The 24486-nt window shown below is 60.0% G+C and carries 25 protein-coding genes and 2 pseudogenes; 13 read left to right on the top strand and 14 right to left on the bottom strand.

Features of this window, described 5'->3' with window-relative positions; genetic code table 11:
- Positions 1 to 77: 77 nt before the first annotated feature.
- Together DDD63_RS00500 and DDD63_RS00495 are read right to left on the bottom strand one after the other, a co-directional pair.
- Positions 78 to 1004, bottom strand: coding sequence for a DUF4352 domain-containing protein (locus tag DDD63_RS00500; RefSeq protein WP_108714727.1), 927 nt, complete (start codon positions 1002 to 1004; stop codon positions 78 to 80).
- A gap of 138 nt (positions 1005 to 1142) precedes the next feature.
- Positions 1143 to 2123 (bottom strand): hypothetical protein, encoded by a 981-nt coding sequence (locus DDD63_RS00495; RefSeq protein WP_108714726.1) that lies wholly within the window; start codon positions 2121 to 2123, stop codon positions 1143 to 1145.
- Positions 2124 to 2567: 444 nt separating this feature from the next.
- On the opposite strand from DDD63_RS00495, the pseudogene DDD63_RS00490 reads away from it, so the two are divergent.
- Positions 2568 to 2879: pseudogene (locus DDD63_RS00490) on the top strand (PadR family transcriptional regulator); the annotation flags it as partial.
- An 80-nt stretch (positions 2880 to 2959) separates the two neighbouring features.
- On the top strand, positions 2960 to 4072 hold the full coding sequence (locus tag DDD63_RS00485; RefSeq protein WP_108714724.1) for a permease prefix domain 1-containing protein: 1113 nt from the start codon (positions 2960 to 2962) through the stop codon (positions 4070 to 4072).
- A 182-nt stretch (positions 4073 to 4254) separates the two neighbouring features.
- Here the strand turns inward: DDD63_RS00485 and DDD63_RS12135 are convergent, their stop codons facing one another.
- The gene (locus DDD63_RS12135; protein WP_164505385.1) at positions 4255 to 4866 is read right to left on the bottom strand and encodes a hypothetical protein; all 612 of its coding nucleotides are present in this window, start codon (positions 4864 to 4866) and stop codon (positions 4255 to 4257) included.
- A gap of 62 nt (positions 4867 to 4928) precedes the next feature.
- Here DDD63_RS12135 and DDD63_RS00470 point away from each other — a divergent pair, with 62 nt between their 5' ends.
- Entirely contained in the window at positions 4929 to 5189 is a 261-nt protein-coding gene (locus DDD63_RS00470; RefSeq protein WP_108714722.1) for a hypothetical protein, read from the top strand.
- Between the two features lie 287 nt (positions 5190 to 5476).
- Here the strand turns inward: DDD63_RS00470 and DDD63_RS00465 are convergent, their stop codons facing one another.
- From DDD63_RS00465 to DDD63_RS12125, 3 genes are all read right to left on the bottom strand, one after another.
- Positions 5477 to 6163 carry a hypothetical protein gene (locus tag DDD63_RS00465; RefSeq protein ID WP_125482371.1) on the bottom strand — a complete coding sequence of 229 codons (687 nt, stop codon included), beginning with the start codon at positions 6161 to 6163 and terminating at the stop codon, positions 5477 to 5479.
- The gene (locus DDD63_RS12130) at positions 6132 to 6947 is read right to left on the bottom strand and encodes an NAD(P)-binding domain-containing protein (RefSeq protein WP_164505384.1); all 816 of its coding nucleotides are present in this window, start codon (positions 6945 to 6947) and stop codon (positions 6132 to 6134) included. The genes DDD63_RS00465 and DDD63_RS12130 overlap by 32 nt, the downstream gene beginning before the upstream one ends.
- 203 nt (positions 6948 to 7150) lie before the next feature.
- Positions 7151 to 7375, bottom strand: a complete 225-nt coding sequence (locus DDD63_RS12125) for a hypothetical protein (protein WP_164505383.1) — start codon at positions 7373 to 7375, stop codon at positions 7151 to 7153.
- A gap of 361 nt (positions 7376 to 7736) precedes the next feature.
- Between DDD63_RS12125 and DDD63_RS00455 the strand changes: the two genes are divergently transcribed.
- Positions 7737 to 8117, top strand: coding sequence for a SprT-like domain-containing protein (locus tag DDD63_RS00455; RefSeq protein WP_108714719.1), 381 nt, complete (start codon positions 7737 to 7739; stop codon positions 8115 to 8117).
- A gap of 79 nt (positions 8118 to 8196) precedes the next feature.
- Here the strand turns inward: DDD63_RS00455 and DDD63_RS00450 are convergent, their stop codons facing one another.
- The 3 genes and pseudogenes from DDD63_RS00450 to DDD63_RS00435 form a co-directional block, all read right to left on the bottom strand.
- A complete protein-coding gene (locus DDD63_RS00450) occupies positions 8197 to 8865 on the bottom strand; it encodes a low molecular weight phosphotyrosine protein phosphatase (protein WP_108714718.1) in 669 nt (222 codons plus the stop codon).
- Positions 8866 to 9227: 362 nt separating this feature from the next.
- Positions 9228 to 10186: pseudogene (locus tag DDD63_RS00445) on the bottom strand (winged helix DNA-binding domain-containing protein).
- Positions 10187 to 10287: 101 nt separating this feature from the next.
- Positions 10288 to 10485, bottom strand: coding sequence for a hypothetical protein (locus DDD63_RS00435; RefSeq protein WP_108714715.1), 198 nt, complete (start codon positions 10483 to 10485; stop codon positions 10288 to 10290).
- A gap of 554 nt (positions 10486 to 11039) precedes the next feature.
- Here DDD63_RS00435 and DDD63_RS00430 point away from each other — a divergent pair.
- Both DDD63_RS00430 and DDD63_RS00425 read left to right on the top strand, forming a co-directional pair.
- A complete protein-coding gene (locus DDD63_RS00430) occupies positions 11040 to 11681 on the top strand; it encodes a MarC family protein (protein WP_108714714.1) in 642 nt (213 codons plus the stop codon).
- A 402-nt stretch (positions 11682 to 12083) separates the two neighbouring features.
- Complete coding sequence (locus DDD63_RS00425) at positions 12084 to 12560, top strand: hypothetical protein (protein WP_108714713.1); 477 nt, start codon at positions 12084 to 12086, stop codon at positions 12558 to 12560.
- Positions 12561 to 13119: 559 nt separating this feature from the next.
- On the opposite strand, the gene nrdF is transcribed toward DDD63_RS00425, so the two are convergent.
- Entirely contained in the window at positions 13120 to 14097 is a 978-nt protein-coding gene (nrdF, locus tag DDD63_RS00420) for a class 1b ribonucleoside-diphosphate reductase subunit beta (RefSeq protein ID WP_108714712.1), read from the bottom strand.
- A 279-nt stretch (positions 14098 to 14376) separates the two neighbouring features.
- Here nrdF and DDD63_RS00415 point away from each other — a divergent pair, with 279 nt between their 5' ends.
- From DDD63_RS00415 to DDD63_RS12615, 3 genes are all read left to right on the top strand, one after another.
- Positions 14377 to 15513: a heparan-alpha-glucosaminide N-acetyltransferase domain-containing protein gene (locus tag DDD63_RS00415; RefSeq protein WP_108716575.1), complete on the top strand. Its 1137-nt coding sequence runs from the start codon at positions 14377 to 14379 to the stop codon at positions 15511 to 15513.
- Positions 15477 to 15884 carry a DUF418 domain-containing protein gene (locus DDD63_RS12120; RefSeq protein WP_164505382.1) on the top strand — a complete coding sequence of 136 codons (408 nt, stop codon included), beginning with the start codon at positions 15477 to 15479 and terminating at the stop codon, positions 15882 to 15884. The genes DDD63_RS00415 and DDD63_RS12120 overlap by 37 nt, the downstream gene beginning before the upstream one ends.
- 73 nt (positions 15885 to 15957) lie before the next feature.
- A complete protein-coding gene (locus tag DDD63_RS12615) occupies positions 15958 to 17487 on the top strand; it encodes a heparan-alpha-glucosaminide N-acetyltransferase domain-containing protein (RefSeq protein WP_108714710.1) in 1530 nt (509 codons plus the stop codon).
- Positions 17488 to 17688: 201 nt separating this feature from the next.
- On the opposite strand, the gene DDD63_RS12115 is transcribed toward DDD63_RS12615, so the two are convergent.
- Together DDD63_RS12115 and DDD63_RS00400 are read right to left on the bottom strand one after the other, a co-directional pair.
- Positions 17689 to 17826 (bottom strand): hypothetical protein, encoded by a 138-nt coding sequence (locus DDD63_RS12115; protein WP_164505381.1) that lies wholly within the window; start codon positions 17824 to 17826, stop codon positions 17689 to 17691.
- 17 nt (positions 17827 to 17843) lie between these two features.
- Positions 17844 to 18167, bottom strand: a complete 324-nt coding sequence (locus tag DDD63_RS00400; RefSeq protein ID WP_125482370.1) for a hypothetical protein — start codon at positions 18165 to 18167, stop codon at positions 17844 to 17846.
- A gap of 513 nt (positions 18168 to 18680) precedes the next feature.
- On the opposite strand from DDD63_RS00400, the gene DDD63_RS00395 reads away from it, so the two are divergent.
- Together DDD63_RS00395 and DDD63_RS00390 are read left to right on the top strand one after the other, a co-directional pair.
- On the top strand, positions 18681 to 19235 hold the full coding sequence (locus DDD63_RS00395; RefSeq protein ID WP_108714708.1) for a hypothetical protein: 555 nt from the start codon (positions 18681 to 18683) through the stop codon (positions 19233 to 19235).
- Between the two features lie 55 nt (positions 19236 to 19290).
- Positions 19291 to 20892, top strand: coding sequence for a DASS family sodium-coupled anion symporter (locus DDD63_RS00390; RefSeq protein ID WP_108714707.1), 1602 nt, complete (start codon positions 19291 to 19293; stop codon positions 20890 to 20892).
- 249 nt (positions 20893 to 21141) lie between these two features.
- Here the strand turns inward: DDD63_RS00390 and DDD63_RS00385 are convergent, their stop codons facing one another.
- On the bottom strand, positions 21142 to 21522 hold the full coding sequence (locus tag DDD63_RS00385) for an RNA-binding S4 domain-containing protein (protein WP_108714706.1): 381 nt from the start codon (positions 21520 to 21522) through the stop codon (positions 21142 to 21144).
- 146 nt (positions 21523 to 21668) lie between these two features.
- Here DDD63_RS00385 and DDD63_RS00380 point away from each other — a divergent pair, with 146 nt between their 5' ends.
- The gene (locus DDD63_RS00380) at positions 21669 to 22232 is read left to right on the top strand and encodes a hypothetical protein (RefSeq protein ID WP_125482369.1); all 564 of its coding nucleotides are present in this window, start codon (positions 21669 to 21671) and stop codon (positions 22230 to 22232) included.
- Positions 22233 to 22307: 75 nt separating this feature from the next.
- Here the strand turns inward: DDD63_RS00380 and DDD63_RS00375 are convergent, their stop codons facing one another.
- A complete protein-coding gene (locus DDD63_RS00375; RefSeq protein ID WP_108714704.1) occupies positions 22308 to 23783 on the bottom strand; it encodes a hypothetical protein in 1476 nt (491 codons plus the stop codon).
- A 156-nt stretch (positions 23784 to 23939) separates the two neighbouring features.
- Between DDD63_RS00375 and DDD63_RS00370 the strand changes: the two genes are divergently transcribed.
- Complete coding sequence (locus tag DDD63_RS00370) at positions 23940 to 24422, top strand: NAD(P)H-dependent oxidoreductase (protein ID WP_108714703.1); 483 nt, start codon at positions 23940 to 23942, stop codon at positions 24420 to 24422.
- Positions 24423 to 24486 lie beyond the last annotated feature (64 nt).

The raw sequence follows: 24486 nt of genomic DNA, 5'->3' as shown, positions 1-24486 counted from the left end.
ACCTCTCACGCTTACGCTGTCTGAAACCGAATGTCGGCCTTGCCTTAACTTTAGCCGGATGAAAAACTGTTTCGCCACTAGTCCGGAAGGGTAATCCTGACCGTTTCCACATCCGCGCGCGACCACATCTCCAGTTCTGCCCCGCCGGGAGAGAAATCCTGTGGAACAGCGAAGTAGACCCACGCCTCCACCACGTCGCCCGCTGCCAACTGTCCGATGTCTGCGATGGAGCCGTCCCCCTCATAACCAAAGCGGGCATAACTCAGACCATCTGCGGCGTAGAGGTCCGGACCACCGATGTCGTCATAGGGGTCGACGGATGCTGTTCCCGTGTTCGTTATCTTGAGTTTGACGCCGACGACCTTCTGCTCGTTTTCTGCCTCGTCATGAGCTTTTGCCGGATTCCCCGCAATCATGTCATCTGCGTTCGACTCATACTCCAAGGCCTCAATAGTGACAGCGTCAACCCGCGCCTTGCGCTCCCCCAGTCGCTCCGTGGACGACACCGACGCACTTGGTTCTGGGGAACTGGTGGGCGTGGTGATCGCAGGATCGGTAGCGGTGGTGGAGTGAAGCGACTCAGGCGTGACCGTCGCTGAGGTCACCGGGAGCGATGGCGGCATTGCGCGCGTATTCGGGGATGGATCCGGCTGCCCGCCATTGCCAAGAACGTCGGCACCGAACAGAATTCCGATAACAAGGCCAATCACTGCGGCCGCTGCAATAATCCAGCCCCACATCCGAGAACCGCGCGGTTCATTTGCAGGCACATAGTAGTCCGCTTGCCAACCCGGCAGCACCTGGGGATCCAGATAGCCCGTGCTCGACTCCGGGTACCCTCCAACCGACCCAGAGTATCCCGCGGCCGAACCCGGGTATCTGCCGAACGCCGGACGCTGGCCTACGGCATATCCAGCGGATGAATCGTATTGACCATCCGCACCGGTAGTCATCGGAATATTCGGCTCCGAAGGTCCGTTGAAGCCACCGTTCGATTGACTCATGATCTTCCCTATGCGGTACCAAACTTGCCTAGATACCCCTTCGCGGCATCCACCAAGCGGTTCCGTGCGACGGTCACAGTAAGCGGCCCTACAGCAATGTCAATGCGCACGGCTTCCGCCACCGCAAAACATCTACAGCTAGTTCGGCACCGGAAGGTACACCTCCTGTTGCCCCTCGACCGACCAGAAATCTAATTCCGCAGACTCGGGTGAGAAATCCTGCGGAACGCTGAAATAGAGCCATCCCTCTACTTCTTCCCCGACGTCGAGTGTATCCACGTACGCTATTGTCCCTACACCGAAGTAGCGCAGCAGGAGGTAACGGGTATTGCTCGTGCAAAGCATTGGCCCGCCAAAACCACTGTATGGATGAAGTGACTGCGATCCAACGTTGGTGACCTTGAACTTCACGCCGACAACCTTCCACTCCTCATCCAGCTCGTCGTAAAGATTCAGCTCATCATGGGTGATGATATCCGTGGCATCATCGTTGTACTCGAGTGCTTCAAAGGTCAGCGAATCAACCCGCACAGTGGTGCCATTGATGCGTTCCACACCCGGCGGCGTGGAGGTCGGTTCGGGCGTCGGTGAGCTGGTCGTTGCCGACGGCGTCGGATCGGCTTGTTCGCCACCCTTGAACACGCCAAGTCCGAATAGAACTCCAACAATGATGCCGACGACGGCGACCCCCACGAGAACCCAACCCCATGCAGGGAAGCTCGACTTCTGTGGAGGATAGCGGCCCGGTGGCACCTGGCCACCCGCATACCCGCCGGAAACGGCGTATTGTCCGCCTGGATACTGGGCCGAGGAGCCATACTGCCCGGCGCCGTATGGCAGATTGCCGGGCGCGCCGACCTGCCCGTACATTTGCTCTTCGGACAGTCGCGGCGCACCGGGTTGGGGACCACCCTGAGCCAACGGGGATCCCTGACCAGCGGGACCGTATCCCTGCCCAGTCTGTTGTCCGTACGGTGTCTGCTGTCCCGGTTGTGGTTGCTGTGCATAGGCCTGCTGTGCATACGGCGCTTGCGCATTCCATTGTTCATGCGCTCCCGGCCCCTGCTGTGCAGCCGGGTCATACTGCGGTGGCTGTCCAGTATTAGACTCGCTCATCATTCAGCCTCTCTGGTCGCACGCATGTTCCTTCAACGTTCCCCGTCATTCTCACACAAAAAAGCAACACCAGTTCACCACCGCCCATAACTGGTCTCACGGCTGGAGACTGCACCTCATCTTCAGTGGCGTTAGTCTGAACGCATCCACCTGTGCATAACCGCAGGTGGGAGCCGCGCGCCGCCTCAGATCATGCGGTCACTCCGGCAAAAACCATTCATATCCAGGCATATCAACCTTTCCCCTCACTTCATATCGCCGCCCGAATGCCACGCAGATCACGTTTTACTCATCCGTTGATCCGGGCAGGGCCAGCAACGCAGAGCCAGCAGTGCAGAGCCAGCAGCGAAATACCTTGCTTGACGTACTACGTCAGACGTAGTACGTTCGACGTATGAAGCAAGCGGTGAACCTGTCCTCCATAGACTTTGAAGCGAGAAGGCAATCGTGATTAGCGCTGATGCCATCCGCGGTTACATCGACCTCATCGTGCTAACTCTTCTAAGGCAGCAACCCTCTTACGCGTACGAGCTGGCGAAAACCATCACCACGGTTGCCGATGGGCAATACACGATCAAGCAGACAACTCTCTACTCCGCACTCAAGCGCCTGGAGACCACCGGCTTAGTGGCCTCCTACTCCGATACCAGTGATTCCGGCAAGGCCCGTACGTACTACCGGCTCACTGCCAGCAGCTCCAACCACCTCACGGCCAAACTCGCGGAATGGGAGGACACAAAGAATCTCATCGACCGCTTTGTCGGCAACAAGGAGCCATTCAATAACTCCCCGCGCACCCGTGAATATCACTCGACTCAACCAGACCAAGGAGCTTCCTGATGGACACCATCTCCACCTTCCTCGACGCCATGTTTGCCCCCTATCCCGAGACACCGCGCCTCTTGGAAGCAAAGCGTGAACTCCGTGCCATGATGGAAGATGCCTACGCGGATGCGATGGCTTCCGGCAAGTCCCATAATGAAGCGGTTGGCTCCGTTATCACAGACTTCGGGAATCTCGAAGAACTCGCGCCAGTGCTAGGCATCCTCCCGGATATCCGCACCACCGCCAAGTTGGACGACGACGAGGTGACGAACTCTGCAGCGCACGACGGCGTCGCCGGAACAACGGCTGCCGCACTGCGGGGGCACGATTCCACCTACGAAGAACCACACCACACCGTCATCACGCTGCCCGACGCGCAGGCGCTGGCCGAGGCACGCCGCTCTACCAGCACTCTTCTTGCAAACGGAGTGGCCCTGTGTGTGCTCGCAGGGGCCGTCTTCCTCACCTTCCTCGGTCTGGCGAAGGGTGACAACGGCATTGGCGTTCTCCCATTGAATGACAACCAGGCAGCCGCACTGGGGTTACCGTGCGCGCTTGTCCTCGTCGCCGTCGCCGTCGGACTCTTCATTCGGCGCCAGCAGGCGTTCGTAGGCCTTGAGCACCTCGTTGACGGCACGTTCACCCGTGACCCTATCGTCACGGCTTGGGCAGCACGGTTGCGCATAGAAAACGAGGGCAAACGGTCCCGGGCTCTTGCCGTTGCCGTCACTCTCTGGATTCTCGCTGCAATACCGGTACTGGCTGCCGCGTTCCTTTCCGATAACGATGGCAACCGCGAGTATATGCTTCTCGCTTTTGCCGTCGCACTCCTTATGGTTGCTACCGGACTGCGCATCTTTTTGCCCACCAATTGGGCCGCCGCTACTCATGACACTGTGACGCATCAAGGTCAGACAGCTGCGGCTACGCCACCCAATCCAAAAGAACTACGCTTCAGCGATGCTCTGGCCGGACCGTATTGGCTGCTCTGCTTAGGAATCTATCTGGGTGGATCCTTCATCACCCAACGCTGGGACCTCACCTGGATGATCTGGCCTATCGCCGGCGTGCTCTTCGGCATTATCGCGGCAACGGAAACCGGTATCCGTTCCTGGAAGGCGCGCTGAAACGGCCCATGCAGTACCGCAGGGTCCGGCGGTTCGAATAGCCGCCGGACCCTACCGCTTCGAATAGGCGGACGCTGAGGGTACCGAAGTCGTCCGGTGGATGTGCCTATCAAACAGCACACGCGGCCACGGTGGCTCCGCGGCCGGAGCCACGGCGTTCTGTGCCACGAGGTGTTGCAACACTACGGATTGATCTCGACGTAGTTCCAGTCGTCGTCGTCAAAATCGGCAACGCCAAGCCCGTGGAATGAGAAACTCTCCGGCACTTCGTAGTAGATCCATCCCTCGACTTCCGCCCCACTGTCCACATAATCGACATCAAATAACAGATCGTCGCCCTCGGCAACGATCCACAGATAAGGCACATCGTTCTCGAACAATAAGAGGTTGGCGCACTCAATCAAGGGGAAAATGACACCCGTTCCGCCATTTGTCACCTTCACCTTGACACCAACGAAGCGGTTACCCGCTTCCGGCTTGGCCGTGTCTCCCGGAGTCGTACTAACCTGCCGCGTGACTATGTCATTCGCATTGTCGTTGTATTCCAGAATCTGCACAGTGGTGGAATTAGAACGCGCTGTATGGTCGTCGACACGCTCGATCGTCCACAGGTTCTCCGCGGTCTCGGTCGAATCCGGCGTTGTGGTCGTGGTCGGCGTCGGCGTTGGAGTGGGCGAGGGCGTCGTCGAACTGGTAGAGGGTACCGGGGTGGGTGTCGGTGTTGATGTTGGCGACGACGTCGGAGCGGCTTCCTCATTGCCGCCGAAAACACCGGTGGCAAACAGAATCCCCACGACCACACCAACAACAGCTACCGCCGCAACAATCCACCCCCACACCGGGAAACGCCGCCCCGATGGCGGCTGAGACGGTGGAAACTGACCCGGAGGATACCCACCTGCGGGAGGATATTGCCCAGGCTGCGGATACGAACCCGGCTGCGGTCCCCGATACCCGCCCGCAGCAGGATACTGTCCGTAACCTGCTTGCTGCTGTCCATACGCTCCCGTGGGCTGCCCGTAACCGGGCGCACCTTGGCCGTACGCGGGCTGCTGACCCGGCTGTCCGTATCTGGGTGCTTGCCCATAACCTGCTGGTTGTTGGCCCTGCGGATTGAACTGCGGACCACCATTCATCTGACTCATCTGCACACCTTTCGTGCGATTCCCACCGCCGCTTATGTTGGTGAGAGCTTTCCGGCGGAAAGGAAAGCTCGTCAAAGTGTCAGCGCAGGCCACCAGTCACCGTAGAGCCTAACAACCAAAGCTATACGGAACCATGCAGCCTAAGCTGAGTCTTAGTCTTACGGTATCGCATGATAACCCCACACCCCAGTGGCGTCCCACGCACGAGTCCAGCTTCCCCGAACGGGTTCACGCCGCCACAGCCGCCACGCGCCCGGCATCATCCGATTGTCATGACCACAACGGCCGAGAGTGCGAATCCAACCACGCCCGACATGACCATTTGCACGCCCGCCCACGCCGGAGTGGCGTCCAAGGGTCCGCGTCGCATGGGCAGAATCACGCCCTTGTTCGGCAATTCACGTGGATGCTTGCGCAGACGAGCCAAAAGCTCTTCCTGTTCCTTGGTGACGGTGTCGATATTCGACAGCTCCCCTAACCCAGCTTCGTTTTGCTGCAACGCCATCAACGTACCCGCAGGTGGCTCAACCGGATTCTTCACGTCGATGTCGCGAAGCATGATGACGGATCGAAATACGGCACCGCCGACGACGGGACGAACCACGACCGGTACCAACAGTCCCGAGTTCCGACCGCGGCGCACCACACGTGTGAGCACGTCTTCATCGGTGCCAAGTGTCCGCGCTACCACCGGTATGGGATGCGCAGGTGATTTCGGCTGCAGAAGCCACGGGGAGAGGAACAGTGCCGCCATGACTAACAGCAGCAACAGGATGAGCCAGAAACGCGGACCGTGCAGATTGGGGCCGAATGACAGTACCGCAATAACCGTGCCCGCACAGCTTCCGGCGAATAATCCGGTTCCAATGCGCCGCAAATGGTCGATGGGGCGATTGGCCGGCACCGAGCCGGCGCTAGATATTTCTTGAACAAGGTTCGTACTCACGCGTGTACTTCACTCCTGAGGAATGCGACAATTTCTCGGGCCGCACGCCGTGCCTCCACGCCGTCGCGCCCCGGACCACTGAATCTGTGCGGCGCATTGCCAAGTATATGGACGCGTGGATCGGACAGCACTCGGCTACCTTCCAACACAATACCGCCCCACGACTGCGCAGGCCAAGCGGCGCAAGATGCCGAAGCTCCCGCCGGAATCCCGTCGCCCAAATGATGGCGTCCGCCTCAAGATAAGAACCGTCATCCCATCGCACCCCGTATGGCTCTACACGGCTGAACATCGGTCGACGGCGCTTTCGACTCACGGGACTATTCCGCGAGGTTGCACGGGGGAGGGAATCCGTCCCGTCTTCGGCACTGCTCACGGGAGGAGTCCGCGCCACCCAGTACAGCTTTTTGGCGACGCGATCCAGATCTGCCAGGTGGAGCTGCGCGCTCAGACCGGAACCAACGACGACGACGCGCTGCTTCTCGAAGTACCGCGGCCCGGGGTAATCCTGCGTGTGATACTGCTGGCCACGAAAGTCTGCCATTCCTGGATAATTCGGCACAAAGGGACGCGTCCAGGTTCCTGTACAGGAGACGACGACGCGAGCATGGAACAGACCTATCGAGGTAGCTACCCGAAGTAGACGCAACCCAGGCGTCGGATCCTCGCTGACTGATCGGACCATCACCGGGCGCAGAACGGGCAGGTCGAAATAGTCTTCGAAATCGGCGAAGTACGATGGCACGACGTCGGCCGCTTCTTCCCACGGGTCGATGTTGCCCATCCGGATTCTGGGGAGTGTAGGTAAGCGCTCCACATCGGCCACGCGCAAGCTCGGCCAATAGTGTTGCCACGCCCCTCCCGGACGCACTTCGGCATCGAGCAGTAGAAAGGATTGCGAACTGGTCGGCACGGCGGTTGAAGCGCCCGTGTTGGGGAGGTCAGCGCTCGCCGTTAAGGCTGCCCGCGCTGGGGCGGACTGGCCACTTAGGGTTCGGTCGAGCTCCACCCGTTCACTCGTACCCCGGTCTTCTCCTGCCCGGTCACTTCCTGTCTGGTCGTGTCCTGTGTGGTGATCTCCCACCTGGTAGTGTCCTGCCTGGTGATCTCCCGCCTGGTCGTGTCCTGCGCGGTCGCTTCCTGCCTGGTCAGCTCGTACCCGGTCTTCTCCTGCCCGGTCACTTCCCGCCCGGTCGTGTCCTGCGCGGTCACTCTGCACGCTCACCAGGTTCGCGCCTGCCCCAAGTTTGTCCATATAACCGTGCAGGCCCTGCCGCAGTAATTCATATCCCATCGCCAGACCATTCTGTCCAGCACCGATGATCAGTACATCGACCGGGCGTGACGCCTCCTGCGGCGCCTCGCCGTGGATGCTTTCTAGCGATGAGTACCACACAGGTTCCAAGCCCTGCCGACTACCGGCCGGAATATAGGCTCCCGTTGGGATACGAGAATAGCCGCGCTTGTGCCGCACACTCGCTCCCCCGGTTTCCCCCATGTTGATACCGTACTCGGTTCCGCGTCCTGCGCGGCGAGTACACTCAAAAACGTGGACCTACACGAGGCACGCAGTATGGCACGTCACCTTATGGACATGCATGGCCTACAAGGCTGGGATTTGCGCTTTGATCGAGCCCGCCGCCGCGCCGGGCAGACGAACTTCACGGACCGCTTCATCAGCCTGTCTGCTCCCCTGCTCGCACTGTATGACGAAGACCTCGCCCGACAGGTGATCTTGCATGAAATCGCACACGCACGTGTGGGGTACGGGCACGGGCATGATCGTGTGTGGAAGGCAGAGGCCGAGCAGCTCGGGGCTTCGCCCACCGCCACCTTGCACGAGGCCCCGAAGTTCCCGCGCCGTGGATCGGCACCTGCCCCATGGGCACGTTGTACACCGTTACCGCCGTCCCTCCCGCCCGCAGTCATGTGCCCGTTGTTCACGCACGTATGATCCGCGTTTCGCATTGCGGTGGCGCCACCAATAGCCAGGCCCTTGACGGATGCAGCCTCCCCGCACCGGCACGCCGCTCCTACTTGCCAAGCAATGCTGCGACGATCCCCGCAGCTCCCTTTTCCACCACCGCGAGCGTGGCATCGAAGTCCCCACTGAACCATGGATCAGGCACATCCCATCGACCATCCGAGGAATAGAAATCCGAGTAGCCCCTGGATCCTGCTGCACCGCGAGAGGCGCCGCTGCGCGCTGACCGGCCCCGATCCCCCGGCTGGCCGGATACTCGCTCCTCCAGCGCACCACCCGGTCCGAAGCACCCACGTGGCGCAACCTGCAAACCGCTGCCATCGAATTCCCGCCACAGGTGAAGGCGTTCCAGTTCAATGCCAACACTCTCACACATGCGCCGCAAAGAGCGCGCATGGCCCACGGTCATCGCTAGGATCAGCCCCGAGCCTCGCAACTCGGTGGTTGTGGCGCGATGTGCGCGGCGGTGCGGCACCGGGTAGCCGGACGCACGCAGCACCTGAGCAGCCGGAGGATAAATCGGGTTGCCATGCTCTTCATCCGAGACGCCGCTGCTCGATACCGTATAGTCAAGCCCAGCCTCGCGCAAACGCTCACCGAGCACTACCTCACCCATTGGTGACCGGCAAATGTTCCCGGTGCACACCACGAGAATCTGCGGCGCTGCATCAAGACGAGTACGCAGGTCAATGCCGACGCGTGTATCAGGATCCGTCATACGTCTATCCTACGGGCCAAGATCTCGACCCGGAGCACGCACCCTGGCGAGCATCCCCGGACGGTTGTGAGCTAGCCGAGCGCGGCTGCCGCAAACGCGTTGGCAAATGCGCCGGGAACCCGATCAGCCAACTGCGCGAGTGGCCCCGCAGGGCGCGGACCGGCGAATGACACACGCACGTGTCGGCGAATGGCACGCGGCTTTCCGTAATCGGTCGGAAAGCCACGCACGACGACCAAGAAACGCCAGGCCGCAACAGAGTGGCCCGCGTGGCAAGCGTGTGCGGCATGGCACGGAGAACTCACACCGGGGCGACAAGCTACCAGCACGTCCCGCGAGAACGCAGGCGAGGGGAACGCGGTCTACTTCGGCAACCGAGCAAGCACGTGCTCCACTCGCCGTTCAAGCGAGGGCGTCACCGAGCCGAAGAACTCCGCCCGCAGTCTCTTCGCGCTCCGCCGCCAATATCCGACTGCCGTTCCACCGGAAATAATCGAGGACCGGAAGACCCCGTGATTACCCGGCACCAGAATCCCGTCGAATCGCTCCGGCACCGTCATATAACGAGACGCATAACCGAGGATCAATTCATCAAATCCCGGCAATGCCAGCACAGAACGCGCCACCGCCGTGGAATCCGCCCGCTCCAGCACCGAGTTGTCAACCCAGAAGCACTGCCCATCCACATGGAAAGATGTCAACTGTGCAGCGCATTCCTCAATCGCGGCATCGATATCACGCAACGGCAGGCCACACCACCAATTCAAGTCACGGCGTGATGCCGGACCATGCGACCGTAGATAGCGCGACACAAGTTCGACGACGGCGTCGTCGCGGTCGACCTGGCGGGACTCTCGAATCCAGTCCTCAGTCAGAACGAAGAGATGCACGCCGGACTCATCCATTGGGCCGAACACCAATGTGCCCTCCACACAAAGGCGATGCAGGAAATAGTAACGGTGATTCCGATCATGCAGCAGGTGATGCTCCTCCCAGAGGGCCTCCAGTTCTGTCCGCGTCATGCGCGGATTGACGGTGCGCAGTGCCTGCACCGTGATGTCGCGAACCGCATCGATATCCGCTGCCGATACTCCCCACTGTTGGCGACGCGCTTCTTCCCCCGCCAACTTGCGTTGCGCTGTAAGGGGAGATACCAGGCGACGTCGGCGGCGGAGAGAACGTGCAGGGTGCCGCGCTGCGGCCAGGTACGGACGAGCCGACCCGAGTTGAACGCCTCCCGCACTTCGGACAAAGAACGTGCGCGCGTGCGAAGTGCCAATGACAACTGCACGCCCGGCCAGTCCTGGCCCTGCAGGCACATCATGTCGTACGCCGCCTGCGTCACCGAGGGCCACGGTGGACCGACAAGACGCTGGGCCACCAGCCGTAGTCGCGATATGTATCGCCGTTGTTGCGCAGTGCTCATAACTCACCTTCCGGATCCGGACCGACGCGCCACACGTGTTGCGCATCCGAAGATGGGTGCAGTCCCAGCGAAGCCGACCGCACCGCATCCGGCACGACCAATGACTCGGAGGCCGGGCCCTCCCATACTACCGAGCGCGGCCATTGGGGCGCGGTCATCATCGGGGCGAAGTCGTCATTGGGCAAGGTCATCATCGCACCCGGGCCGCCATCGTGTCCGGGCTACCATGGGGCGATGCCACCATTGGGCGAGTTCATCATCACACCCGGGCCGCCATCACACCCGGAGCGCGATCAAGGCGATGCCACCCTCGGGCAAGGTCATCATCGCATCCAGGCCGCCATCGTGTCCGGGCTACCATGGGGCGACGCCACCCTCGGGCAAGGTCATCATCGCACCCGGGCCGCCACCACGTCCGAGCCGCCGTTGGGCGAGACCACCATCGCGCCCCGCCATGGCCTCCGGGCCTCTGGCGCAGCGCCGATCACGGCCTACGGTCCCGCCACCCATGCGTCATCTGTCCAAATCCCGTCCAAACGAAACCAGACTGGAACAATTCAATTCAAGAGTTGGCGGAGTCTCGCGGATTCTTAGCATGGGCACAACGGCACCATCATCGTTTGGACGGGATTTGGACATCTTGAGCCGGGGCTCGACCATCTCGACGAGGTACCGCCCGCCTACAGCACAACGCCACGCCGGTCAACAGTTGATATATCGCGCCGCTGACCTGCGAGAAGATGGAGCCATGGACACCGCGCTGCTGGTCAAGGCCTTTGCAGGCCTCTTCGCGATTATGAATCCGTTCGTTGCACTGCCAATGTTCCTCTCCCTCACAAACGACTACAGCCTCCAGCGCCAACGTCGAACCGTTGTGCGTGTCACTATCAGCTGCATTGTCATGTGTGGGGTTCTTATCGCCAGCGGCGCCGCCGTACTCGACTTCTTCGGCGTAAGCGTCAACGACTTCCGCGTGGCCGGTGGTATCGTGCTACTCATTATCGCCCTCGGGATGCTCAACGGTGGAAGCGCCGTCCATTCGGGAACTGCTGACGAACAGGCGCAGCAGTCCGACCAGGCGGCCCAGGGCGATGTCGCTTTCTATCCGCTCACTTTCCCAATTCTCGTGGGTCCAGGCACCATTACCACCATCATCGTATTCACAGGGCATGCTCATAACGCCAGTGGCTACGTCACTGTCAGCATTGCGGCACTGCTGGCTATTGCACTGCTGTTCGCTGTGCTCTGGTTCGCGCCATCAATCGGACACCACATGGGCAAAACCCTACGCACAATCATGACCCGGCTCATGGGCATGATCCTCGCCGGTATTGCGGTTGGCATGATCATGGAAGGTGCCGCGGCTCTGCTTCCCGGCCTGGCGAAGTAGAGATGTAGCCTCACCTCGGAACGTAGAGACGCCTATAACTCTCGCGAGTGCGTGCCTATACAACGCCGCCGTTGATCACATGCGGATCACCCAGCCTTCTCTTGCTAGCTCGCAGCCGGTCTGGACCGGTAGGTTGCAAAACGTGTACCGACTCTTGCCGGTTCGTGGAAAGTCGGCGCTGGACAGCTCGGCTGCAAAGCCTGGAATGAGTCTTGCGCGCTCTGGATACGCCGTCGATTCACGGCATACATATACGTAAACGCGCTTGCACAGGTGATTCAACGCTCTCACCGGGTCATTCAACGCTCCGCGCTGCGTCAAGACCATCCAAGGCCTCATCCACGTCACCGTCTGCCATCACCAACTATTGCCACCCCGACAGCGAGGCATTACCGTGGGGATATGACGCACGCTTCAACCGTTTTGGCCATAGCCACCCTCACCACGGCGATGATCGCCGGATTCCTTGTATCGTATTGCGTCACCTTAGGTGGCTGGTTTACCCACATGACAGGCAGCGGACGTGCACGAACCGCCCAGGAATACTACACGCCTTTCCGCGTGGCGAGCCATCTCAAGCAACGCTATGGCGCATGGATGCTACTCCAGCCCCTCCTTGCCATCTTCTCACTCATTCTCAATGCTCGCTCACAACCCCTAGCGCCACAGATCGCCCTGCTACTCCCCCTGCCACTGCTTCTACTCATCCACTCCTGGAGCGGCTTCGGCAAAATCGAAGAAGACTTCGCCTCTGGAAAGGAGCTCTCCGGCGAACAGGAAGCACGCTACGCCCAACTCAATCTGCCACTGCACCGGCTGTACGCGCTGTTCTATATCATTGCAGCGGTCTGGCTGATTCTGGCCGTGGGGATTGCGTGACCAGAGCCCTCCTCCGTCAATGGAACTTGCGGCGTCGTCGCCCGATGCGTAACAGCAACGCACCCCGAGTCCACCCACCCAAGAAGTGGAGGTTGTTTCGAGAAACTTCGCGAAATATCCTCCACTTCTCGCCAGGCCCTCCACTTCTTGACCAGAACGCCCGCGTTCGGCATAGCGCGAACAACAACGACCAGAACCCGTTACTTCATTGAGGAGCCTGGATTCTTGGGATGATGGGTTATTGGCTGGACGGTTGCGGCATGATTCTCTGTCCCGTCACTTTGTTGGGGAGCCAGCACAAACAACGGAAACCCCGTGAATGCCTGAGTTTCCGGAAACACGGGAGTTCCTACAAACAACCGAACCCCACCCGTCACCTTGTTAGTGGTCGCAGGTGAAGAAATGTCGGCGGCAACGCCACGGAGACGCAGCGCCCGCCATGCCATTTTGTACCTATCGATGACCTACCTCGGCGACGCTGCGGAGAGAGGACTCGCAGTAACGAGTCTGCACGCAGCGCCATCAGTCCGACGCAATGTTACACTCCTACGCGGTAGTGTCAGAAGTCCCAGTCGTCGTCCGTGGTTGCCTCGGCTGTTCCAATCACATAGGAAGAACCGGAGCCGGAGAAGAAGTCGTGGTTCTCATCCGCGTTCGGTGAGAGCGCCGCAAGAATAGCCGGGTTCACCGCGGTCTGGTCCGGTGTGAACAAGGCTTCATAACCCAGATTCATCAAGGCCTTATTGGCGTTGTACCGAAGGAACATCTTGACGTCTTCCGTCAGACCCATCTCGTCATACAGGGACTCGGTGTACAGTTCCTCATTGTCATACAGGTCCTGCAGCAACTCGAAGGTATACTCCTTGAGTTCCGCCTGCCGCTGCGCGGACGACTTCGCGACAGCCAACTGGTACTTGTAGCCGATGTAGTATCCATGCACTGCTTCGTCGCGAATGATAAGGCGAATGAGATCCGCTGTGTTGGTGAGCTTGGCGTGAGCCGACCAGTACATGGGGGCATAGAATCCGGAGTAGAACAGGAAGGACTCGAGCATCGTCGACGCAACCTTGCGCTTCTCCGGATCGTCGCCCCGATAGTAGTCAAGGATGATCTTCGCCTTCGTCTGCAGATACTCGTTCTCCTCCGACCAGCGGAAGGTCTCGTCGATCTCTTCGGTGGAGATAAGGGTGGAGAATATCGAGGAGTACGAACGCGCGTGAACAGACTCCATGAAGGCGATATTGGTATACACGGCCTCCTCGTGGGGAGTTACCGCGTCCGGGATCAGTGACACGGCTCCAACGGTTCCCTGCACGGTGTCCAGAAGCGTAAGGCCTGTGAAGACCCGCGTCGTCATATTCTTCTCGTACGGTTTCAGAGTGTTCCACGATTGAATGTCGTTGGACAGCGGCACCTTCTCCGGCAGCCAGAAATTACCGGTCAGCCGGTCCCACACCTCAAGATCCTTCTCGTCCTCCAGCCGATTCCAGTTAATGGCCTGGACACGATCAACAAGCTTGATACGCGGTGGTGTCATCGTTTCCTCTTCCCCAGTCACATCCATCTTCGCGGACGGTCTTGATTCTCTCACGAAGAGCCGCTGTGCGGGATGAGGGCCCGCTCACCCTGAGCAGGTGCGGCCTACCCACCCACAACGCGGGCCGCGCGACCATCCGAGCATGCGTGGCAAGAAACTCGCGGCCCGGCAGCCGACTGCCCGAACTATACGGTCTCATCAACACGATGCATATTACAATCCTATCCACCCCTCTGCTACCCTAGCCTCAATGACTACTTTCTCAGTAAGGTAAGCCCCATGTCACACACGGAAAGTCCTCGTCATCCCGGCGAAGATACTAGCCGCGGCTCTGTTGACACCGCTGCATCTTCCGCTGTCACTGTCGACAGCACAACGGCAACACCCACGCCCCCGCCGGGCCAACCCACCATACCAACACCCACGCCCGGTCCACCCACCGCAAACAGCCTCGGAACAGCGGTGCAACGCTATACCGGCCGCATCGGCGGACTGGATATCGCCCGCGCTCTGGCCATCCTTGGAATGTATTACGCCCACACGGCACCTCTCGTAGACAGCGGCAACACTCTTGTTAATGTCATCGCCGCGATCCCGCACGGGCGCTCATCCATCCTCTTCGCCCTGCTTGCGGGTATCTCTCTGGCAATTCTCACCGGTCGCAATGTTCCCTACACGGGCGAACGCATGCGCACCGCACGCCTGCGGATTTTCGGCCGCGCCTGCGCACTGCTTCTTATCACAGGCATCCTGAGCCTGCTGGGAACCTCGATCGCATTAATCTTGTCCTTCTACGCGGCGTGGTTCGTGTGTTCACTGCCATTCAGTCGCTGGTCGGCCAAACGGCTCTTCATCGCCGCAGGAGTAGTTGCGCTAGCAGGCCCGCCACTAGGTACAGTAGTCAACTGGCTTCTCCAGTCCCTCAACCTATTCGGTTACGACTCGAACTACTTCACCATCGAGGTCTTTATTACCGGCTTGTATCCCGGCCTTACCTACATGGCTTTTATTCTCGCCGGAATGGGAATTGGACGGCTCGACATCACACGTCGGCGGTTGCACGGCATCCTCATTGGCGTCGGTTGCCTCCTCATGGCAGTGGGCTATGGGGCAGCTGGATCCTCACCAACGCCCTGGTGGACGAGTCCTCCTCACCATGGGGTATCGACGCACCCGAAGGTGAGGGCACGCTTTTCGGCAGAGACTTTACCGACTTCGATTTCAAGAACTTCAGTTTTGACGACCTCGACGTCGGGAACTGGAGCTTCGACGACGCCGACTTCCCACTGCTCGGCTCCGACTACCAGCCCCTGCATTGGCAGTCCATACCGTTTCCTTCCGCGGCGGAATTCGTGGTTGCAGAACCACATACTGCGACCGTGTTTGAAACGGTCGGTTCAGGCGGCTTCGCGGTAGTGATCCTCGGCGTCTGTTTACTGCTTGGCCGACTTGCCCGCACCGCGCTCTTCCCGCTGGCCGCCGTCGGTTCCATGTCGCTGACCGCCTACTCGGGCCACGTCATCGCGCTGGGCATCAAGCCTGAATGGGGCTACATGACCTCGTGGACACCACTCCTGATACTGTGCATCGGTGCTCTCATCCTCTGCAGTCTGTGGAAGCTCTTCTTCCAGCGCGGTCCACTCGAGTGGCTCACCTGGAAGGTTTCGGTACTCACGGCACGTACACCCGGCCTCGACGACGCCGATATACTCGCGGGCTCCGCCAGCACTCCACTGCTGCGCCGAGCCGAGGACCAACAAACTCCTCCTCCAGCAAATACACAGTGAGTTAACGGCAACTCCCCACTTATACTGCTATGCTTCCAGATACGACTAGTTTTCCGGTAAGCAAGGAGTATCTATGGTGGACAATGCCACGGCATCCCCAACGCATGGGAAAGAGGGCCACACTTCAATCACTGACAAGCCGCGTCCCGCATCGAGTTCGGCGCAGGCTCCAGCCGCGACACCCACAACAGCCGTCGCAACAACACGAACCGACTCGCAACCCGCACCTATGCCACCCACGCGCATATCAACAGGGTCGAGCACCGGCGACCTTGAACACGCACATCGCACAGCCCACGCACGCCCGCAACCTCTCTCGAGCGGCACGCGCTACTCGGGGCGCATCGGAGGGCTGGACATCGCCCGCGCTCTCGCCATACTCGGCATGTTCTATGCCCATACGGCACCGCGGCTCGGCGAACCGGGCACCATCCAACACATAGTGTCGGACCTCCCAGTTGGGCGCTCGTCCATTCTTTTCGCAGTCTTAGCGGGAATATCACTGGCAATCCTCACGGGTCGCAACATCCCATACACCGGCGAGCGTATGCGTGTAGCGCGGTTACGGATCTTCGGCCGCGCAACCGCGCTCCTCGTCGTCACTGGGATCCTCAGCTTGCTAGGAACGTCGATCGCCCTGATTCTTTCCTTCTACGCGGCATGGTTCATCTGCGCGCTACCATTCACCGGATGGTCGGCCAAACGACTTTTTGTTACCGCCGGCATACTTGCCATCCTTGGCCCACTGGCCCACACAACCCTGAACTGGTTGTTCGCATCCCTGAGCTTATACGGATCAGGGTCAAACGCTTTCGTCGTCGAAGTCTTCGTTACGGGAATCTACCCGGGCCTTGTGTTCATGGCCTTCATCCTCGCGGGAATGGGAGTCGGCAGACTGGACATTACCCGGCGCAAAGTCCACGGCCTTTTTCTCGCCGTCGGCGCAGCACTGATGGCAGTCGGTTACGGTGCCAGTTGGATCCTCGGCAACACGATAGTTGATCGTGCACAACAGGCAGCCAACGGTGTACTACCCAATGGACTCTCGGGCGGTAAGCTGCCGGGAAGCCCCCCGCCGATTAAATCCCTTACCCCCGATCAGCTCTCCCAGTTGGGCGATCTTGGCGATCTGACACTTGGAAACGGCAATGCCTCCATCCTCCCAAACGGTTTCGACAAAGCGTTGACGTGGCAACCCGTTGAGTTCCCCTCTCTCGGCGATCTTGTCACCGCTGAGCCGCATACCTCCACCATCTTTGAAGCTCTCGGTTCGGGCGGCTTCGCCCTTGCGGTCATCGGACTATGCCTCCTCATCGGTGGATTGTCTCGCACGCTTCTCTTCCCGCTGGCCGCCGTCGGCTCGATGTCGCTCACTGCCTACTCGGCGCATGTCGTTGCGATCGCCATCGAACCGGACTGGTCCGGGAGCGCATCCTGGCATCCTTTCCTAATCTTGAGCGCCGCAGTGATCGTTGGTTGTAGCCTCTGGAAGGTTATCTTCCAGCGCGGCCCACTGGAGTGGGTGACATGGAAGGTCTCCATGCTCACGGCCCGTACCTCCAACGGTGACGACGCCGAGGCACTTGCCGGTTCAGCAAGGTAGCATTGGTGAAACGCCTAGTGAAGGTACCAGACCAATAGCACTCGCACACTCCGCGGGCCACTGGCGCAACTCGTCGCTGCAGCGGCCCGCGGGTGGCATCTAAACAGTTCCGCTGACGCGGTGATTCTCGGCGCGCTACCTAACTTCCAGGTTCTCCGCCGCAAGGTATGCACGCAGCACCAGTTAGCACGAGTGATCGCATCAGTCAGCCGGGGCGATTGTCCAGCTCCCGTCACCATTAACAAGGATCATCAGTAGCCCATCCGGCAGGTCGACACTTGAACCGCCTTGGGCTAGAACAATCGGTTCATCCGGCGCATCTACCGTTACCGCTGCCACGTCGACACCCGCGCCCTCTAACCGCACGGCCCGTGGGATCTCTGCCCCTCCGCCAAGCGATACACTGCCACGCCTTCACCGGTCAGTGTTTCACCGTTCCAAGACGGCGCCGTCGAAAGCGGTTCAATATCCACCGTCCACTCGCCGTCCGAAGCCATTGTTAAGTAGTCAATATCGCCGCTTCCGTATAGCGTGCTGACGGCCTCGCCCGGTTCGGAAAGCTCAGCGAGCGATAACCGCAGTCCATGCGCACCTTCCGCTCCAACTCTCAAGTGATTTCCACTGGTCAGCGAAAAGGTCGCATAACAGGGGGAATAGGCGCCGACTGATTTGACCCACACCTCCGCATCTCCCACGCCAGTTTCGATCTGTGGCTGACATGCCTGCCCCTGCGCCGTGGCGATTGGCCGCGGAGGCTCCGTGGAACACCCGCCAATTGGTAGCGCAAGTCCCGCAGCAAAAGCCAACACCCGCAGCGGTCGTGGGCGTCCACCTCGCTGACCGTCGTTGCGACCCAAAACAGTAAGCCGCGAGAAGCAGGGAGATAAAGCATCAGAGCATACCCTAATCAAGGCGGAGCGCGCGCCGACCAAGCCACTACCGCGGCCATGTGAACAACTGTTAGGCGGCGATATGTGCCTCCCATTGTTTTTCCGCGGATAATTGACTGCCTCCCATGCCATCCCCGACTCCTCTACATGCGTGTATCCCCAACTCTAGTGGGAGCCCAAGGCGATCAGCCACTGCGGCACGGTCTGTCCAGGCAAACACGATAGGCTGACCTCCACGGCCGATATCAACCTGGCATAGTCTTGCGTTGTGCCGCACCGCGCAAGCATCGGAAAGGAGTATCCATGCGATCCAGACCGGTTGCCGCCACATGCGCCGTCGTTCTGATTCTTGCCCTCATGTTTGGCGGCTTATTCATCCGCGACAACAACTCAGCATCTGAGGCCACACCCTCACCTACGGCAACTTCCCTCCTTCCCCCGATTGCTGACGACCTAGACTTTTGGGCACCGGAGGGGTATACAGTCTCCACTCCCGACGTCGGCACCATCGGTGCGCTCGACGCTCAGACGCAATCCCATGCAGTGATCGCCTTTGCCGTTGACGGCAATACCGACGAGGTCGAGGAGTTGGCGCGCTCGCTCATCTCCTTCGGTCCCACCGCCGCCACTTCCATCACCGTCGAGGGTGACGCGGAGCTTGCGGGCAAGTCCGGCAAAGTCTTCACTGCTCGCAGCGCCGATGGGTCACAAAGCCTGATGGCACGCGGAATGGCCTTTGATATCAACGGCCATGTGGTCATCGTCGTCGTCGCAAATTATGCAACCGGCGCCGCCGATCCACAGGAGGTGAGCGAGGACGATTTCGCGGCGTCAACCAGTGGCATGAGCTGGAAGTAGTTGCGTTCCAGCGAAACATCCCCGCACATCCCCCCTCGCCCCGTACAATGGCCGCATGAGTGTGCCTGACAACACGGCCACGGCCTCTTCGTCTTTTGAACACCACGCAGAAGGCACGACACCCCGTACGTCCGAGCCGTCGAATCCCACCCCCGAGAAAGCCGGAGCTACTGCCTCGACTACTCCTGTCGATGCCGAGAGCCAGGAGCAAACACCGGAACATACCGGCTATGCCAACGCGCTGAGCACCTTGCCGCCGCAACTGACCGGCTTCCAAATCGGTGGTCTGGTCATCGGAATCATCGCCTTCCTCTTTCCCTTCTTCATTGATATTCCCAACCTGGCCGAGCCCGGGGAGCGAATGCTTTCGATCTTCCTGCTCGCCATCGTCTTTTGGATTACGGAAGCCATCCCGCTGACCGCTACCGCAGTGTTGGTCATCCTGCTCGAAGTCCTGCTCATCTCACAAAGTGCTTTATCCGATCCCACCGGTGGAGACCCCGAGCTCGTGGAGGCCGCCTTGCCCGCCGCGAACTACTTCGCCGCCTTGGCCAACCCGGTGATCATTCTTTTCCTCGGCGGATTCCTTATCGCACACGGCGCGGAAAAATATGGCCTTGACAAGAACATCGCCGCAGTCCTCTTGCGGCCGTTCACCGGATCGGCACGAATCACCGTGCTCGGCTTGATGGTCATCACCGCACTGATGTCAATGTTTATGTCCAACACGGCAACCACGGCAACGATGTTCGCCGTGGTGATCCCCATTATCGGTGCCCTGCCGGAGGGACGTGCACGCACCGGCGTTGCCCTCAGCATTCCGCTCGCTGCCAATGTGGGTGGTATCGGTACGCCCGTCGGCACTCCTCCTAATGCCATCGCGGTCAGCGCGTTAGCCGAGCGTGGCATTCATGTCTCCTTCATCCACTGGATGGGGATGGCCGTGCCTTTCATGCTAATCGTTCTCGTGGCTTCCTGGCTGCTACTGTGCACCTTGTACATACCACGTGAGGCGCGTATCGCTATCTCCGTTGACTCTGCCTGGAATACGTCTCGCCCAGCCGCTTTGTTCTACATCGTTGCCGGCACAACCATTGTGCTGTGGATGACCGAACCCATTCACCAAATCTCCTCCAATACGATCGGCTTCTTCCCGGTTGTCGCTCTGCTATGCCTGCGCGTGATGGACGGCCGGGATCTGGGCGCCATTAACTGGGCGGTTCTTTGGCTTGTCTCTGGCGGCATCGCGCTTGGTAATGGTATTGGCGCCAGCGGCCTAGACGCCTGGCTGGTCGGGTCCATCAACTGGGAGAATATGAGCGCGATGCTCGTCATTGCGGTTCTGGGCTTCATCGGCCTGGGATTCGCCAATGTCATGTCGCACTCCGCGGCATCCAACCTGCTTGTCCCACTGGCTGTATCCCTGGCAACTGCCCTGGCGGGAACAAGTGTGATCGCGGTGGCGGCAACTGTCGCTATCGCGTGCTCGCTGGGGATGTCCCTGCCGATTTCCACACCACCGAATGCGATCGCCTACTCGACCGGCGAGATCTCCGTCAAACAGATGGCCATCGTCGGGATAATCGTTGGCGTCGCGGGCACGGCACTACTCGTCTTCGCACTGCCCACGGTGTGGAGTCTGCTGGGTTTGGCATAGTCGGGCTGCTGGTTGATGGCTGAGGTTTGCCGCGGAACTCGCCTTGCCCGAGCGGCATCGGGCCGCTGCTTGGAAGCGGCAGGTTTGCGACGGGCTCGGCTACGGCTTGGCGGCATCGGGTTTACGTCGGCGTTCCTGTTGTGCGTGCAGCCTTCTATCGGGCAGGGTCCTCGCCTCTACCACAGTCACAGTCGGACAACCGGGATAGTACGGCCGCTAGCGGATAGCGCGGCTGATCGGCCGATCATCTCATCCACGATGGCCGAAGTTTGAATCCCTGCCGAAAAGACGGTCGAGTTCCCGGCGTTCCTTCTTCGTCGGGCGACCCGCGCCTCGCTCTCGCTGCATAATCGGGAGATAAACCTTCGGGCGCTCGGGCGTGAGATCCTCATAGCACGCCTGCGCCGCCGGAGCTCCAACGCGCTTGGCGATAAGCGCTGTTACCCGCAGTATCCGATCAAATCCAGCCACTCGATAACGGACTTCGTCGCCTATCCGCAGCCGGGTGGAGGCTTTGACCGGTTCTCCGTTCACCCGGACGTGACCCGCCCGGCATTCCGCGGTGGCCAGCGAGCGCGATTTGCATTGCCGCACGCTCCACAGCCACACGTCTACCCGCACTGAGTCCATGGATTCATGCTAGCGAGAATCAAGGAGAGAACCGCAACCATACCGATAGAAGATCGGTGGAGCTAGCACTCCGGAAGCAGTTGGCACGGCAGGCACCCAGCCTTTTCTTCTGTCGAATCATATGGTGGGAGCGGTACGGTAGTGGCGTGATAATTTCGCCAAAGCGTCGTTCCTCCCTGCTCCCGGTCTGCCTTGCCGTATTGAGTGCCTGCGGGCTTGGTGCCTGCAGTAGCTACGCCATTGATGCGGAGAGCTCCGGTACAACCGTCGAGGCAACGGAGGAACTGCCACCAATCACCGACCTGGTCTCCTTCACTCCGCCGGCGGGCTACACCGTCGCAGCCGAGCAAGATGCGATTATCACGGCTGATAATGGCGCGGATGCGGCAGTCCTCGTTTCCATCCAACCCGCAAATGGCCGGTCTGCCGATGAGTTGATAAGTGATTTGTTCACCCTTCTCGATGGCACACAGCCGGACAAGTCGGAACTGGATGCGCTCGGTGAAGAAGATGTTAACGGACGGTCCGGGGAAGGTTTTTCCGGCTGCGCCACCAGCAGTGTTGATAGTTTGTGTGCGCGAGGCGCCGTTGTCCCGGTCGACGGAGGGTACATCACCGTCGCCGCTATGAACTACTCAACCGACGGCGAAGCCGAGCCTGTTGCCGAGTCGACGTACCAGGAGCTTCTCACCGGCGTCTCCTGGAAATAGGCCACGGTAGACCAGTCACTAATTCGCCTGGGAAACGCTCAGAACGCGCGCACCGGGCAGCCCTCAGACACCTCATCACCGATACGCGACAACAACGCCTTCGACCGCATTCACGAAGATTAAGAGGTCACCGCTGCGTAGGAAAGTATACGGCGAGATCACCTCGCCCGGCTCACCCTGGTCCGTGATGTCACCCGCCTGATCCGAATCAAACCGTGCCAGCACATCCCAGTTCTCGCCAATCAAAATGGACGAGTGCACCGCCGTCCCCGAGGCCTCCCCGGAAGTCGGTCCCGCCTGTATGACATTGATAATGCCCGGCACACGCGTGAAATCCGCGCTGACCACACTGGTGGCAGCGATATCGGCGCTCAACTCGTGATCGGGAATAGCAAGAGTGCCGTCCGTCAGGGTCAACTCGGTGAATCCGTCCGCCGTTGCGAGGGCGTAGTACTGAGTCTTTCCACCGGCGTTATCATCCTGACTGCCAGCGGCGTCGGCATCTGCGGCACTCGACTCCGAGTCACCCGGCGACGTTTCGCTGCTTGCGCCCACACTAGGAGGTTCACTCCCACTGTGTTCCGAGTCCTTCACGGGATTGCCGGGGCGCCGCACCGCCATTCCCAACTCCAGCAATTGTTGCCGCGCTTCGCTCAGATTCACGTCTGGCGCAGCCGCAGATTCGAGTAACTGAACATCCACCACATCCAACTCCCACTCGGTCTGCCCATCCTCAGAAAGGCCAACCGCGGATTCGTTGCCCGCACAGACAACACCATCGGACACGGCAACACATGGCCCACTTGTCGGCAGAGGGAAGAAAACGTTGTGGTCGATTGAATAGACTCCGCTACCCACGCCCGAAATACCGATGTTGATATAAGAACCGGTGAGTGCCGTGCTGATATTCGACGCCTGCGCATCGCTGGGAACGCCCAGCCGTAAGTTGCGGTCGGCCACGGGCGCACCGGCGGCATCGAAACCCGTCATATGAACGTCACGTGTGCCCTGCCAGGTGAGGAAATAGGCCGTATCGTCTGACACGGCCGCCAGCGCGAAGGTGCCTGCCTTCCCGACGTCCAGCGTGTCGCGAGTTCCGTCTTTCAAGTCCACCGTCACCGCACTGTCCGCGACTCGGTTGCCCTGCTCATACGTCAGGGTTTCGCACACCACAAATGCATTGCCATCGCACTCGATCCAGCCAGCGCCACTGAAGTCCCAGAGTTTCTCACCTGTCCTGAGCGAATACCCCGTCACTGTATGGGTGATCTCGGGCAGATCGTTCTGGTAAACGAGGATATTGTCCCCATCGTATGCAACACCGTTGATCGCGCCGTTATCTGTGGGCATCTCTACCGCAAAGACCGCCTCCTCATCAGCCACAGTCGGAGCGAAGTCGACCTCAACGGTTGGAGTATCGGTAGGTGTAGTGCTGGCTGTGGTGGGTGTCGGTGAAGTCGAAGGCCTGGTAACAGCATTGGAACAACCGCTCAGAACAACAGCAGCTCCTATCACTATCGGCAAGAATCGCGGATGACGCGGTAAGCTCATGACTCCACCTCCTCTTGGAATCCTACGGGCAAATTGTCCCTTCCGGCATGCTGTGTGGCGAATATGACCGATCTTATACCGCCCCCAACCACTGCGGCGAAGAGCACAGCGTGTTACATTGCTTCACCGATCCGACTACACTGACGGGGTAACAGCATGGGAGAAGTAATGACCGTTGACCCGAAAAAATACTTATTCATCAACACGAGCGCCAACCGTGACGGCAAGACTGCAGAACTGGGCACCGCCCTGTTGGAGGATCTGCCTTCCGAGCGGATTGATCTCATCGACTATAGGATCGGCTTCTTCGGCCAGGAATTCGCCGACGACGAGTACGAGGTCGTTTTCGAAAAGGTGATCGCCAGCGACGTCGTCGTACTGGGCAGCCCGGTATACACGGACAATATGAGTGCCGCCGCGCGGGCCTTCCTTGAACGGCTGGAGTGCCATCCCCGCGCCAAGGAGCTTGCCGGGCGGGCGATCGCCTTTATTATCCAGGGGTATCAGGTTGGCCCAACACTTCTTGAAGCAGCGGTGAACACGGTCAAGAACGCAGCCGAACCGCAGGGCATGACCTACCTGGGCGCTGCAAGCGATATGGTGGAACTGGCCGAGCTTCGCGAGAAGTTCGACGACTAGCGGCGCGCGGACGACCGCGTGTGGGTACGACACCGACGCGTAGGGCGTGGATCGCCGTCCCCGC

The organism is Actinobaculum sp. 313 (genome assembly GCF_003073475.1).
Taxonomy (GTDB): domain Bacteria; phylum Actinomycetota; class Actinomycetes; order Actinomycetales; family Actinomycetaceae; genus Asp313.
Note: the sequence above shows the minus strand (reverse complement) of the source record. Positions and strands in the feature narration are given on the sequence as shown.